This is a genomic window from Arcobacter roscoffensis (genome assembly GCF_024267655.1).
Classification (GTDB): domain Bacteria; phylum Campylobacterota; class Campylobacteria; order Campylobacterales; family Arcobacteraceae; genus Arcobacter_B; species Arcobacter_B roscoffensis.
The window spans coordinates 525,539-539,724 of the sequence record NZ_CP100595.1; the positions used below are offsets into that span (position 1 = coordinate 525,539).

A 14,186-nucleotide genomic window follows, 5' to 3' on the forward strand; every position below is an offset into this window, starting at 1 on the left:
AAAAATTATGGCACAGCAAATAATTTTCTCAAAATAATTAAAATAATAAAAAGGATGAAAAATGATTTATAGTAAACCGCAGTACAAAGCTCAATATGAGAACTTTATTGGTGGAGAATGGCTAGCTCCAAAAAGTGGAGAGTATTTTGAAAATATTTCACCTGTTGATGGAGAAGCATTAACAAGAATTCCTAGATCAAATGAAGAAGATGTTGATGCGGCAGTTGCAGCAGCTAGTAAAGCTTTTGAATCATTTAAACACACTTCTGTAATAGAAAGAAGTAACTTATTAAATAAAATTGCTGATGCAATTGAGGGTAACTTAGAAGCTTTAGCAATTGCTGAAACTTTAGATAATGGTAAAACTATTAGAGAAACATTAAATGCTGATGTTCCTTTAGTTGTAGATCACTTCAGATACTTTGCATCTGTAATTAGAGCTGAGTCTGGAACTGTTGCAGATTTAGATGAAAACACTATTTCTCAAGAAGTATATGAGCCATACGGAGTTGTTGCTCAAATTATTCCTTGGAACTTCCCATTATTAATGGCAGCTTGGAAATTAGCTCCTGCATTAGCAGCAGGTAACTGTGTAGTTATGAAGCCAGCAAGTGCTACTCCAATGTCAATCTTAGTATTAATGGAAACAATTGCAGATGTATTACCAGCAGGTGCAATCAATATTATTAATGGTGCAGGTGGAAAAATTGGTAAACACTTATCAACTCACCCAGACATCAAAAAAGTTGGATTTACAGGTGAAACTACAACTGGTCAGTTAATTATGCAATATGCAACTGAAAATATTATTCCATCAACATTAGAATTAGGTGGTAAGTCACCAAACATCTTTATGGAATCAATTATGGATGCTGATGATGAATTCTTTGATAAAGCAATTGAAGGTTTAGTATTATTCGCATTTAACTCTGGTGAAGTTTGTACTTGTCCATCAAGAGCATTAATCCAAGAATCAATCTATGAGCCGTTTATGGAAAGAGTTCTTGAGAGAGTTAAAGCTATTAAATTAGGTGATCCATTAGATACTGATAATATGATGGGTGCTCAATGTTCATTAGCTCAAAAAGAGAAAATTGCTGAGTATATTAAAATTGGTAAAGAAGAAGGTGCTGAGTGTCTAATTGGTGGAGATATTTTAGAGTCTGAAAAATATCCAAATGGATTCTATATTCAACCAACATTATTCAAAGGTCACAACAAAATGAGAATCTTCCAAGAAGAAATCTTTGGACCTGTACTTGCTGTTACTACATTTAAAACAGAAGAAGAAGCATTAGAAATTGCAAATGATACTATCTACGGATTAGGTTCAGGTGTATGGTCAAGAGATGCTCACCAATTACATAAATTCTCAAGAGGAATTGAAGCTGGTAGAGTATGGGTGAATTGTTACCACTTATACCCATCACATGCATCATTTGGTGGATATAAAAAATCAGGTATCGGTAGAGAAACTCACATGATGATGTTAAACTCTTACAGACACACAAAAAATATCTTAACTTCTTACAGCAAAGATGCTTTAGGATTCTTTTAATAGATAATTTAAAACTTAATTAAACCCCTTATTGTGGTACAGAAGGTTCTCTCTCCCTTTTCCTTCTGTACCTTTTTTGTTTTATATATAAAAAGGATAAATTATGGCAATACAAAGAGTAGACGTTACAAAAGAAGCTTGTGATGTGATTAAAAAACTTCAAGAAGAACATGGTGAATTAGTATTTAACCAAAGTGGTGGTTGTTGTGATGGAACAGCTCCTATGTGTTATGCAAAAGATGATTTTTATGTACCAAGTAGAAATGTAAAGCTTGGTGAAATATGTGGATGTGAGTTTTTTATAGATAAAGACCAATTCGAATATTTTAGACACTCTTTTATTACAATTGATGTAAGAGAAGAAAAGTCGGCTTTTGGTAACTCTTTTTCTCTTGAGATAGATATGGGTTATCAGTTTATAACTAAATCTAGAATCTTTACAGATGAAGAGTATGAGCAATTAAAAAAAGAAGAAGAGGGGAATTAATCCTTTTTTTCTTCTTGACTTGTTACAAGGGCAAGGTTTGTTAAATCATGTTTTTGTAATAAATCTAAAACTTTCACAACTCTTTGATATTCAACTTTTTTGTCAATTCTAACAAGTACAGCTTTTTGTTTATTTTCAATAGCTTTTAGATTATCTTCTAGTGATTGAAAAGATACTTCTATTCCTTTTATTGCAAGTTTATTTGAACTAAGTTCTATAAAAACTTGTTCTTCATCTACTTTTAACTCTTTAGCATTTGAATTTGGCAAATCAAGTATTAAAGCTAGTTCGTCTTTTTTAAACACTGAACTTACAATAAAAAATAAAAGTAGTATAAAAACCACATCTATGATTGGGGTTAAGTCTAAACCTAAAGGTTCTCTTCTTTTCATACTATTTAATTGTACTTTTTGCTTTTAATTCAATAGAATCAATTTGTGAAATAAAATGATTATAAGCAATATGATGAGGTATTGCTACTATTAAGCCTGCTATTGTTGTAATTAGTGCGATTGAAATACCATTTGAGAAAACACTTGGATCACCTAAACCATTTTTTGTAATAACATCAAAAGACTGATAAACCCCAATTACAGTTCCAAGTAATCCTAAAAGTGGTGCAATTGTAGCAATGTTTTTTATATATGTAAGACCACTTTCTAGCTTTTTTACTTCATACTCAATTTGTGAAAAAACTGAGTTTGTTGAGTTTTTATCAAGTTTTGTCTCAATCTTTTTTATCATGGCATTTTTTCTTGGAAGTGTAAATAGCTTCCATAAAATTATAGTAAATCCAATAGTATTTAAAGCTATTAAGATATAGACAATAAGGCCACCTTTTTGTATATAAAAAAGTATATCCATGTTTATCCTCTTATAAGTTTTTTTGTTATTGTACATAAATTTTATTAATAAATGGTACAATTTTAAAATGAATTACACAAACTCTCCCATAGAAAAAATCACATTTAACAATAATAGTTTTTATATAAAAAGAGATGACTTACTACATAAAGACTTTTCTGGTAATAAAGCTAGAAAATTTTATTATTTCTTGCAAAAAGATTTGATTGGAATAAAAAAAATAGTATCTCATGGTTCTGCTCAATCAAATGCAATGTACTCTTTGTCTGTTCTTGCAAAAATTAAAGGAACGTCATTTGATTATTATGTAGATCATATTGCCTCTTTTTTAAAAGATAATCCTACTGGAAACTATAAATATGCTTTAGAAAATGGTATGAATATTTATGAAAAAGAAGTGCCAAATAACTTTGAAGATGATGTTTTATTTATAAAAGAAGGTGGAGCTTTAAACGAAGCCCAATTTGGCTTGAAAATACTTGCAGATGAGATAAAGATTTGGGCAGAAGAAAATAGTATAAAAAATTTAAAGGTTTTTTTACCAAGTGGTACAGGAACAACAGCATTATACTTACAAAAATATTTGCCATATGAAGTAATAACTTGTGCTTGTGTAGGAAATGAAGAATATTTGAAAAAGCAATTTTTTCAATTAGAAAACTCAAATCATCCAAAAATTTTAGCAAAAACAAAAAAATATCATTTTGGAAAACTCTATAAAGAGTTTTATGAAATTCATTTAAGATTATTAGAACAAACGAACATTAAATTTGACCTATTATACGACTCTTTAGGAATAAAACTTTTTGAAGAGTATATAAGAAATGATAATAAAACAAGTAATAACTATCTTTATATTCATCAAGGTGGAATAATTGGTAATGAATCCATGCTACAAAGGTATAAAAACAAGTACAAAGAGTTATAAAACTTATGCTAAAATGTTTGCATGTTACAAACAAATGAAAAAAATATACTAAATTTAATAAAATATGCACCAACTTTTATAGTAATTGTACTAATTACACTAGTTAGCTACTTGTATTTTTTAGAAAAAGATGCTCAAAATAAAGAAGATATAAAAAAATTAAAAGAGCGTTTTATTGAAAAAAGTAAACAAGATATAAAGAATCAAGTAGATATAGTTTATGAATATATAAATTATGAAAAACTAAACAGTACTAAAAACCTTAAAAATAGTCTTAAAAAAGAAGTACATCAAGCCCATCGAGTTATGATGTACATATATAATAAATACAAAAATACACATACAAAAGAACAGATTGTAATAAAGATTAAAGATGCTTTACGAAAACACTCTTTTAATGATGGAAGAGGTTATTTCTATATTTATGATTTAAATGCTGTGAATATATTACACCCTTTAAAACCCCAACTTGAGGGTAAAAATCTCTTAGAATTTCAAGATAAAAGAGGCAATCATATTTCAAAAGATATTTTAAAAGGTTTAAGTCAAAGTGACGAGTTTTTTTATGAGCTTTATTGGAATAAACCAAAGTTTTTAGATATACAATTTAAAAAAATCACATACAACTATATATTTAAACCTTATGGCTGGTTTATTGGCACTGGTGAATATGTGGATGATTTTGAAAAAACCTTAAAGACAAAGATTTTGGATTATATTCAAAAAATTAATTATGGTAATGAAAACTATGTCTTTGTAATTGATTATAAAGGTAATTATTTATCCCATATAAGTAAAAACTATATTGGTTTAAATAGACTTGAATTAAAAGATAGCAACTCTTTTTACATTACAAAAGAGATAATAAAAACTGCAAAAAATGGCGATGGATATTTGACTTATAACTCTACTGTAAAACCAAAAACTGGTAAAAGCTATGAAAAAACCACATACATAAAAGGTTTTGATTATTGGAAGTGGGCAATTGCAACTGGCTTTTATATGGATGAGTTAGAATCAAATTTAAAAGCCATAGAAAAAGAGGCTAAACTTAGAAAACAAGATGGTTTATATACTATTTTTATATTTGGACTTTTACTAAGTTCTATTTTTATTTTAATTTCAATCTTTTTATCTAGACAATTAAAACTAAGATTTTTAAAACATAAAAAAGAGTTAATCTCTCAAATAAATAAAAACAATGAAAAAGACTTGATTTTATCTCAGCAAGCAAAAATGGCAGCTATGGGTGAAATGATAGGAAATATTGCTCATCAATGGAGACAACCATTAAATGCAATTACAACTCAATCATCTGGCTTAAAGTTTAAAAATGAGTTTAGCTCAATTGAGAAAAAAGAGATAAATGAAAGTATGGATAATATTACTCATACAGTAGAGTATTTATCAAATACTATTGATGATTTTAAAGACTTTTTTAATCCCAATAAACAATATGTAAGTTTTACTATAAATGAATTATTTATAAAAGTCGAAAAGCTCTTAGGCGTTCACTTTAAAAATAGAGGTATTGAAATAATAAAGGATATCGATGATATTCAAGTTTCTGGATATGAAAATGAACTTTTACAAGTAATCATAAATATTTTCAACAATGCAAAAGATGAATTTGAAAGAAAAAGCATAGAGAAAAGATATATTTTTGTAAAAGCCACACAAGAAAATGAAAAAGTAATTATTACAATCAAAGATAATGCTTTTGGAATTCCCGAAGAAATTATAAAAGAGATATTTAAATCACATTTTACTACAAAAGAAAAATCAAATGGCACAGGTATTGGACTTTATATGTCAAAACAGATTTTAAAACGATTTGCAAAAGGTGATATTGAAGCTTCAAATGAAACTTACAAATATAAAGATGTGAGCTATAAGGGAGCATGTTTTAAACTAAGAATCTTGAAGGATTTTTCTTTATGAGAAAATTACATACTTTTAGATATAATCTTTGACTATGAAAAAGAAGAATATTATATTAATAGGTTTTATGGGTGTTGGTAAGGGTACAGTAGCTAGAGGATTAGTAAAATCTTCTGATATGTTTGCTATTGATACTGATGACTTAATTGAAAGTATGGAAAATAGAAAAATTAAAAAGATTTTTGCCCAAGAGGGAGAACCATACTTTAGAGCATTAGAAAAGAAAACTGCATTATGGTTAGAGCAAAGTGTTAATAACACTATTATTTCAACTGGTGGTGGCTTTTATAAGCAAGAAAATATTAAAAATATTGGTACGGTAGTTTATCTGAAATCATCATTTCAAGGGATTTTAGACAGAATAAATGCTGCTCCAAATGCTGCTAATAAACTTAGAAAAAGACCACTTCTACAAAACTTAGATGAAGCAATAAAACTTTATGATTCAAGAGTACCACAGTACGAAGAAGTTGCTGATATTGTTGTAGATGTTGAGAAAAAGCCTTTAGAAAATATTGTAGAAGAGATATTAGGACAAATTTAATGAAAATTATAAATACAAAAGACTCAAACTTTAAAGAAGAGTTTGGTGGAATTTTAGCTAGAGCAAAAAGTGATATTAAAGGCGTATCTTCAATAGTTACAGGAATTATTGATGAGATTATTGAAGAGGGAAATGAAGCTTTAAAAAGACATATTGAAAAGTTTGATAAATGGGAAGTTAAAGACGATAGTGATTTAATGATTTCTCAAGAAGAGATGAAAAAAGCTTATGACAATATGGATGAAAAATTAAAAGCAGCATTACATACAGCTTATGACAGAATCAAATCTTATCACGAAAAACAACTTCCAAAATCATGGTTAGACTTTGAATCAAATGGAACTATTTTAGGTCAAAAAGTAAGTGCTGTTGATAAAGCTGGACTTTATATCCCTGGTGGAAAGGCTGCATATCCAAGTAGTTTACTTATGAATGCAGTTCCTGCAATAGTTGCAGGTGTTGAGGAGATTGTAGTATGTACTCCAACTCCTGATAATGAAGTAAATGAATTATTACTAGCAGCTTGTCACTTATGTGGTATTTCAAAAGCTTATAAAGTAGGTGGAGCTTCTGCCATTGCTGCAATGGCTTATGGAACTGCTACTATTCCAAAAGTAGATGTTATTACAGGTCCAGGGAATATTTTTGTTGCAACTGCTAAAAAGTTAGTTTTTGGTGAAGTAAATATTGATATGATTGCAGGACCTTCTGAGATTGGAATTTTAGCTGATGAAACTGCAAAGCCTAAATACTTAGCAATTGATTTATTATCTCAAGCTGAGCATGATGAAATGGCTAGTTCTATTATGATTACAACTGATGAAAATATTGCAAATGAAACATCAGTAGAAGTTGAAAACTACTTAAAAACATTAAGTAGAGAAGAAATAGCTAGAAAATCAATTGAAGATAGAGGTGTGATTATCGTAACTTCAACAATGGAAGAAGCCTTAGAGCTTATGAATGAAATAGCTCCTGAACACTTAGAAGTTATGACTAAAAATGCTTTTGAACTGCTTCCATATATTAAACACGCAGGTGCAATTTTCTTAGGTGAAAATACTCCTGAACCTATTGGTGATTATATAGCAGGACCAAATCATACTCTTCCTACAGGAAGTACGGCTAAATTCTACAGCCCTTTAAATGTAGAAAACTTTATGAAAAAAAGCTCAATTATCAACTTCTCAAAAAATGCAATTGATGAGTTAGGTGAAGCTTGTGCATTACTTGCTGATACAGAAGGTTTAACAGCGCATGCAGAATCTGTTAGAGTAAGAATAAAAAATTAATAAAAAGAAATAAAAGGAAATAATATGTCAATGTTCGGTGAATGGTTTACAGAAGACGAAGATGATATTTTTATGGGAAGCCCAAAATCAAAATTTTTTGATGTAAGTAAAACTGCTTCTCAGGATATCGTAGAAGAAGAATGGGATAAAATTGTTGAAAAAGTTGCGGCTTTAGAGATGATGTTATCGCAAGGTAAAGATGAAAACTTTGATATTAATGAAGAGATTAAAGAATTTAAATTAGAAAATGAAAAAGAGTTAGAAGCTATGAAAAAAGGTCTTTATGTAGAGTTTACAGGTGAGATCATTTGTAGATTAGACTCATAAGGTAATATTTGTGGAAGAGTTACAACAAGTTAAAGATCAAATAAAAACATTTGTAAAAGAGTGTAATGATGAAAAGAGTCTAGTTCTTTTAGATAAATTAGCAACAGGAAAAATGCTAAGATCTAAACTAGTTTTAAAAATTGCAGGAGTTACTGAACAATCAGTTAAACTATGTGCAGTTATTGAGATGATTCATGCAGCATCACTTTTACATGATGATGTGATTGATGAAGCTGATACTAGAAGGGGACAGCCATCTGTAAATGCTTTATATGATAATAAAACATCTATTATGTTTGGAGATATCTTATATTCAAAAGCCTTTACTGAGTTAACTTCAATGCCACATGAAATAGCACATACTGTTTCAAGTGCAGTTACACTTTTAAGTATTGGTGAAATGTTAGATGTTGATTTGACAGATAGTTTTAACTCTTCATATGAGAAATATAATGACATGATTTATAAAAAAACTGCTTCACTTATTGAGGCTAGTGCAAAAAGTGCAGCTATATTAGCAGGTCTTCCAAAAGAAAACTATGCTTTATATGGTAAAAATCTTGGTCTTGCTTTTCAAATGATAGATGATATTTTAGATATTACACAAGATAGTGATACTTTAGGAAAGCCTGCAATGCTTGATTTTGTAGAAGGTAAAGTAACTATTCCTTATTTATTACTTCATGAAAGACTTGAAGATAAGTCAAAATTAGAGTCTTTATATAAAAAAGAGTTATCCAATGAAGAGAGTTCTTGGATTAAAGAGATGATGAAAGAAACAAATGCTCTTGCTGACTCTATTAAATTAGCTAAAGATTTAGGTAATGAAGCTATAGAAGCAGTTAAAGATGAAAAAGATAGCGAAACACTTATTTTTATAATGAAAGCGATGATTGAAAGAGAGTTTTAGATGAGTTATTTAATAATTAGTTTTTCCCATAAAAACACTGATATTTCTATGAGAGAAAAACTAGCCTTTGGAAGTGATGAAGATAAAGATAGATTTTTAAGATCACTTCTAGATTATGAAAATACTAAAGAAGCAGTGGTTTTATCTACATGTAATAGGGTTGAGATTATTACAAGGTCTTCAAATATTAATGGAAGTTCAAAAGATATTCTTTCAAAACTTGCAAAATACTCTTCTTTAGATTTTGATGAATTATATGATAGAGCAGATATTTATGATAATAATGGGGCTATTCATCATCTTTTTTCAGTTGCTTCTGCACTTGATTCACTAGTAATTGGTGAAACACAAATTGTAGGTCAATTAAAAGATGCTTTTAGATTCTCACAATCAAAACAATATTGTTCATCAAATGTAACAAGAGCTATGCATTTTGCTTTTAAATGTGCAGCAGCAGTTAGAAATGCTACAAGTTTAGGAACAGGTTCTGTATCAGTTGCTTCAACAGCAGTTGCAAAAGCTAAAGAGCTTGTAGGGGATACAAAAGGTGTTAAAGCCTTAGTTATCGGTGCAGGTGAGATGAGTGAACTTACAATAAAACATTTAATCTCTTCAGGATTTGATGTTATTTTAACAAGTAGAGATAAGAAAAAAGCTCAAATATTAGCAGATACTTTTGATGCAAATATTGATGTTCAAGACTATTCACAGCTTTCACAACTTTTAAAAGAAACAAAGGTAATGGTTACAGCAACAGCTGCCCCATATCCTATTATAACAGAAGATATTGTAAGTCCTACATCATATGAACGATATTGGTTTGATATAGCAGTACCAAGAGATATTGATGATATTGAAATGTCAAATTTAGATATTTATGCAGTTGATGATTTACAAGATATTGTAAATGAGAACATGAGTTTAAGAGCTGAACAAGCAAAAACTGCATATTCAATAGTAAGTAAAATGTCTATTGAATTTTTTGATTGGTTAAAATCTTTAGAGATAGAACCAATTATTAAAAACCTTTATCTAAAAGGTAATGAAGTAATTGATAAAAAAGTTGATAATGCCATAAAAAAAGGTTTTATTAATCCAGAAGATGAAGAGAATATAAGAAAACTTTGTCAAACAGTAATTACTGAGTATTTACACACACCCTCACAACAGTTAAAAGATATTTCTAGAAATATGGAGTGTGATGTAGTAGTAGGAACAATTCAAAATATGTTTGGATTAAGTGATGATTCAGCAGTATTTGATAGTTTTAAATGTGAACATTTAGATAAAAAATAAAATATAGGAAACAGTTAATGAAATTTAGTAATATGTTTATTCCAACAACAAAAGAAGCTCCAAAAGATGCAACTTTAGCATCTCATCAATATTTAGTAAGAGGTGCTTTTGTATCTCAAACTGGTGCTGGTATTTATGATTTTATGCCTTTAGGTAAAATAGTATTAGAAAAAATTAGAGCAGTTGTAAAAGAAGAAATGGATAAAAGTGGAGCAAATGAAGTTCAGTTTGGTTTTGTAACACCTTTATCTTATTGGGATGAATCAGGAAGATCAGCTACTATGGGTAATGAACTTTTAAAGTTCAAAGATAGAAAAAATGCTGATTATGTTTTATCTCCTACAAATGAAGAAGCTGTTGTTAATATGATAAAAAACAGAATTACTTCTTACAAAGATTTACCTGTAAATTTATATCAAATCAACACTAAATTTAGAGATGAAGCAAGACCAAGATTTGGTCTTATGAGAGGTAGAGAATTCTTGATGAAAGATGCTTACTCTTTCCATGCTTCAAAAGAGGATTTAGTAAGAGAATTTAATCTTATGGAAGAAACATATAAAAATGTTTATAATAGATTAGGTTTAGATTTTAGAGTTGTTGAAGCCGATAGTGGTGCTATTGGTGGAAGTGGTTCAAAAGAGTTCCATGTTCTTGCAAACTCAGGTGAAGATACAATTGTTGTTTGTCCATCATGTGAATATGGTGCAAATATTGAAGCAGCAGTTAGAAAGCCAAATAAAAAAGAAGCATTAGAAACTATTGCTCTTGAAAAAGTAGAGACTCCTAACTGTAAAACTATTGAAGAAGTAAGTGAGTTTTTAAATGCAGATTCTTACTACTCTATGAAAGCTGTTATGAAAAAAGCAGTTTATGAAGATAAAACAGAAGTAGTATTATTCTTTGTAAGAGGAACAGATGAACTAGAAGAAACAAAAGCTTGTAATGCAGTTGGAGCTTTAGAGTTAGAAGATGCTAATGATGAAGATTTAGAAAAAGCTGGTTTAGTTGCTGGTTACTGTGGAATAGTTGGACTTCCAGAAAATATTCAAGTTATAATCGACAATGAATTAAAAGAAGATAATAACCTTGTTTGTGGAGCAAATGAAGAAAACTATCACTATAAAGGTGTAGATTTAACTTCTATGGAAGGTTTAACTTTTGATGATTTAGTAACTGTTCAGGAAGGTGACACTTGTTCTTGTTGTGGTGGAAGATTAGAGTATACAAAAGGAATTGAAGCTGGACATATTTTCCAATTAGGTTCTAAATATAGTGAAGCTTTAGATGCAAAATTTTTAGATGCAAACGGTAAAGCGCAAGCTTTTGAAATGGGATGTTATGGAATAGGTGTTTCAAGATTAGTTGCAGCAGTGATTGAACAAAACCATGATGAAAAAGGTTGTATCTGGACTAAAGAGACTGCACCATTTTTAGTTGATGTGATCGTTTCAAATGCAAAAAAAGAAGAAGAACTTGAAGTGGGTGAGAAAATCTATGAAGAGTTAAAAGCAAATGGAATTGATACTATTTTAGATGATAGAAAAAATGCTAGATTTGGTTTTAAAATGGGCGATTTTGAACTTATTGGTTTCCCTTATGCTATTGTAATTGGAAAGAAACTAAAAGAGGGTAAAGTTGAACTTGTTAATAGAAAAACTTTAGAAAAAACAGAAGTTGAAATAGAAAATGCTGTTTCACAACTTTTAGAAATTATAGGATAATTTTTAAACTTATTTATGTTATAATTTCATAAATTATTTAAAGGAAAACATTTGGAAAACAAAGTTAATGAAGTAACTAACAAGTTTAGTTCATATATCCCAGAGAATATAGTTGAGATTTTAGGTGGGTATGTTTTTTCACTTTTAATGGCAATTTTAATATTTTTAGTTGGAAAATGGATTGTAAATAGAATAGTAGCAGTTTTAGGAAAGTTATTAAGAAAAGTAAAAGGTATGGATGAAACTCTAGTTAAGTTTCTAGAAAATATCGTTTATTATGCTTTAATGATTGTTGTTATCTTAACAGCATTATCAGAACTTGGTGTTGAAACTACTTCATTCTTAGCAATCTTAGGTGCTGCTGGTTTAGCTATTGGTCTTGCATTAAAAGATTCATTAGGAAACTTCGCATCAGGTGTTATGATTATTTTATTCAAGCCTTTTAGAGTTGGTGATTTTGTAAGTGCTGCTGGTGTATCTGGAACTGTAACAGAAGTAGGAATTTTTAACTCTGTATTTACAACTCCTGATAATCAAAGTATCATTGTTCCAAATGGTGCTATAACAAGTGGTTCTATCACAAATGTAAATGCACATGATACAAGAAGAGTTGATTTAGTTGTAGGTATTGGTTATGATGATGATATTAAAAAAGCAAAAGATGTTTTAAATGATATTATCAATTCGAATGAAAAAGTTTTACTAGACAAAGGTGTAACAGTAGCAGTTTCAGAACTTGCTGACTCTTCTGTAAACTTTGTAGTTAGAGCTTGGGTTAAAACACCTGATTACTGGGGAGTTAAATTTGATTTAACAGAAACAGTTAAATTAAGATTTGACCAAGAAGGAATTTCTATTCCTTATCCACAACAAGATGTTCATCACCACAACAACGATTAAGATACCTAAGGTATTAAAACAAATTCTAATCGCACTACAAGAAGAGAAAATAAAGCCTCTTCTTGTTGGTGGTTGTGTTAGAGACTCCCTTTTAGATATCCCCTGTAAAGATTATGATGTAGAACTTTTTGGTATTGATACTTTAAATGAAGTAGAATCAATACTAAAGCGTTTTGGAAATGTAAAACAAGTTGGCAAATCCTTTGGAGTACTAACTTTAAAAATTGATTCTTTTGATTTTGACTTTGCGCTTGCAAGATTAGAGAAAAAAATAGCTTCTGGACATAAAGGCTTTGAAGTTATAAATGATAAAAACCTAGAATATGACAAGGCTAGTTTAAGAAGAGATTTTACTATAAACTCAATTGCCTATGATTTCTTTGAAAAGAAATTTTTAGACCCAAACAATGGAATAAAAGATTTAGAAAATAAAGTTCTTAGACATATAAAAGATGAGACTTTTGTAGAGGATCCCTTAAGAGTATATCGAGCAGTTCAGTTTTGTTCTAGGTTTGATTTAACTTTAGATAAAAAAACTTCACAACTATGTAAACAAATGGTTCAACGAGGTGATTTAGAAGAGTTAGCAAAAGAGAGAGTTTATGAAGAGTTTAAAAAACTATTTTTAAAGTCACCAAAACCCTCAATAGGCTTAGAACTTTTAAATACTTTAGGAGTATTAAAATATTTTCCTGAATTAGAAGCTTTAAAAGGCTGTATACAAGACAAAGAGTATCATCCTGAGGGTGATGTATGGATTCACACTCTAATGACAGTAGATGAACTCTCTAGAATTTTAGAAGAGTCTAAGATAAAAGATGAATATAGAAAACTCTATTTATTTTACGCAATTCTTTGCCATGATTTAGGAAAGCCATTTTGTACCCAAACTACTGATGAGGGAAGAGTAACTTCTCATAAGCATGAGGTTTTAGGAATAGAACCAACTATTATCTTTTTATCTAAACTTACTAATGAAAAGAAGTTTATAGATTTAATTACACCACTTGTGAAAAATCATTTAGCACCTTTTCAATTATATCTTGCAGAGTCATCATTAAAAGCTGTAAAGAGATTATCTTTAAAAGTGAATATTGAGGATTTATGTTTAGTTTGTCTTGCTGATTGTTTGGGAAGAGACATAAAAGATAAGGAGAAGTGTCCCAAAGCAACTTTTTGGCTTTTAGAAAAAGCAAAAGAGTTAAATATAGAAAATGAAGCTTTAAAACCTTTAGTTCAAGGAAGAGATTTAATAGCTTTAGGATTAAAACCCTCAAAAGAGTTTAAAACTATTTTGGATTATGCTATGGATTTACAAATAGATGAGAACCTAGAAAAAGAGAAGATTTTAGGAAAAATTAAAGAAATAATTTAAGTATATTTATAGTTTATAAAGTTATAATTCAATAATTATA

At 29.3% G+C, this 14,186-nt stretch carries 14 protein-coding genes; 12 read left to right on the plus strand and 2 right to left on the minus strand.

Going from position 1 to position 14,186, the window contains the following annotated elements:
• The first annotated feature begins 61 nt into the window (after positions 1-61).
• Both NJU99_RS02610 and NJU99_RS02615 read left to right on the plus strand, forming a co-directional pair.
• A complete protein-coding gene (locus NJU99_RS02610) occupies positions 62-1,558 on the plus strand; it encodes an aldehyde dehydrogenase family protein (protein ID WP_254577183.1) in 1,497 nt (498 codons plus the stop codon).
• Between the two features lie 103 nt (positions 1,559-1,661).
• Positions 1,662-2,045, plus strand: a complete 384-nt coding sequence (locus tag NJU99_RS02615) for a DUF779 domain-containing protein (protein ID WP_254577184.1) — start codon at positions 1,662-1,664, stop codon at positions 2,043-2,045.
• On the opposite strand, the gene NJU99_RS02620 is transcribed toward NJU99_RS02615, so the two are convergent.
• Together NJU99_RS02620 and NJU99_RS02625 are read right to left on the minus strand one after the other, a co-directional pair.
• Positions 2,042-2,437, minus strand: coding sequence for an ExbD/TolR family protein (locus NJU99_RS02620; protein WP_254577185.1), 396 nt, complete (start codon positions 2,435-2,437; stop codon positions 2,042-2,044). The two genes, NJU99_RS02615 and NJU99_RS02620, sit on opposite strands and share 4 nt — an antisense overlap.
• Position 2,438: 1 nt before the next feature.
• On the minus strand, positions 2,439-2,909 hold the full coding sequence (locus tag NJU99_RS02625; protein WP_254577186.1) for a MotA/TolQ/ExbB proton channel family protein: 471 nt from the start codon (positions 2,907-2,909) through the stop codon (positions 2,439-2,441).
• 67 nt (positions 2,910-2,976) lie between these two features.
• On the opposite strand from NJU99_RS02625, the gene NJU99_RS02630 reads away from it, so the two are divergent.
• Genes NJU99_RS02630 through NJU99_RS02675 form a run of 10 tightly spaced genes read left to right on the plus strand, consistent with a single transcriptional unit; the run spans position 2,977 to position 14,146 of the window.
• Positions 2,977-3,837: a 1-aminocyclopropane-1-carboxylate deaminase gene (locus tag NJU99_RS02630; protein ID WP_254577187.1), complete on the plus strand. Its 861-nt coding sequence runs from the start codon at positions 2,977-2,979 to the stop codon at positions 3,835-3,837.
• 21 nt (positions 3,838-3,858) lie between these two features.
• Positions 3,859-5,778 (plus strand): sensor histidine kinase, encoded by a 1,920-nt coding sequence (locus NJU99_RS02635; protein WP_254577188.1) that lies wholly within the window; start codon positions 3,859-3,861, stop codon positions 5,776-5,778.
• 34 nt (positions 5,779-5,812) lie between these two features.
• Positions 5,813-6,322, plus strand: a complete 510-nt coding sequence (locus NJU99_RS02640; protein WP_254577189.1) for a shikimate kinase — start codon at positions 5,813-5,815, stop codon at positions 6,320-6,322.
• Positions 6,322-7,614 (plus strand): histidinol dehydrogenase, encoded by a 1,293-nt coding sequence (gene hisD, locus NJU99_RS02645; protein WP_254577190.1) that lies wholly within the window; start codon positions 6,322-6,324, stop codon positions 7,612-7,614. The genes NJU99_RS02640 and hisD overlap by 1 nt, the downstream gene beginning before the upstream one ends.
• A gap of 24 nt (positions 7,615-7,638) precedes the next feature.
• The gene (locus NJU99_RS02650) at positions 7,639-7,941 is read left to right on the plus strand and encodes a DUF2018 family protein (RefSeq protein WP_254577191.1); all 303 of its coding nucleotides are present in this window, start codon (positions 7,639-7,641) and stop codon (positions 7,939-7,941) included.
• A 10-nt stretch (positions 7,942-7,951) separates the two neighbouring features.
• Positions 7,952-8,851, plus strand: a complete 900-nt coding sequence (locus NJU99_RS02655) for a polyprenyl synthetase family protein (protein WP_254577192.1) — start codon at positions 7,952-7,954, stop codon at positions 8,849-8,851.
• Positions 8,852-10,147: a glutamyl-tRNA reductase gene (gene hemA, locus NJU99_RS02660; RefSeq protein WP_254577193.1), complete on the plus strand. Its 1,296-nt coding sequence runs from the start codon at positions 8,852-8,854 to the stop codon at positions 10,145-10,147.
• 17 nt (positions 10,148-10,164) lie between these two features.
• Positions 10,165-11,871, plus strand: coding sequence for a proline--tRNA ligase (locus NJU99_RS02665; RefSeq protein ID WP_254577194.1), 1,707 nt, complete (start codon positions 10,165-10,167; stop codon positions 11,869-11,871).
• 51 nt (positions 11,872-11,922) lie between these two features.
• On the plus strand, positions 11,923-12,771 hold the full coding sequence (locus NJU99_RS02670; RefSeq protein ID WP_254577195.1) for a mechanosensitive ion channel family protein: 849 nt from the start codon (positions 11,923-11,925) through the stop codon (positions 12,769-12,771).
• Complete coding sequence (locus tag NJU99_RS02675; RefSeq protein ID WP_254577196.1) at positions 12,746-14,146, plus strand: CCA tRNA nucleotidyltransferase; 1,401 nt, start codon at positions 12,746-12,748, stop codon at positions 14,144-14,146. Before NJU99_RS02670 ends, NJU99_RS02675 begins: the two co-directional genes overlap by 26 nt.
• The last annotated feature ends 40 nt before the right edge of the window (positions 14,147-14,186 follow it).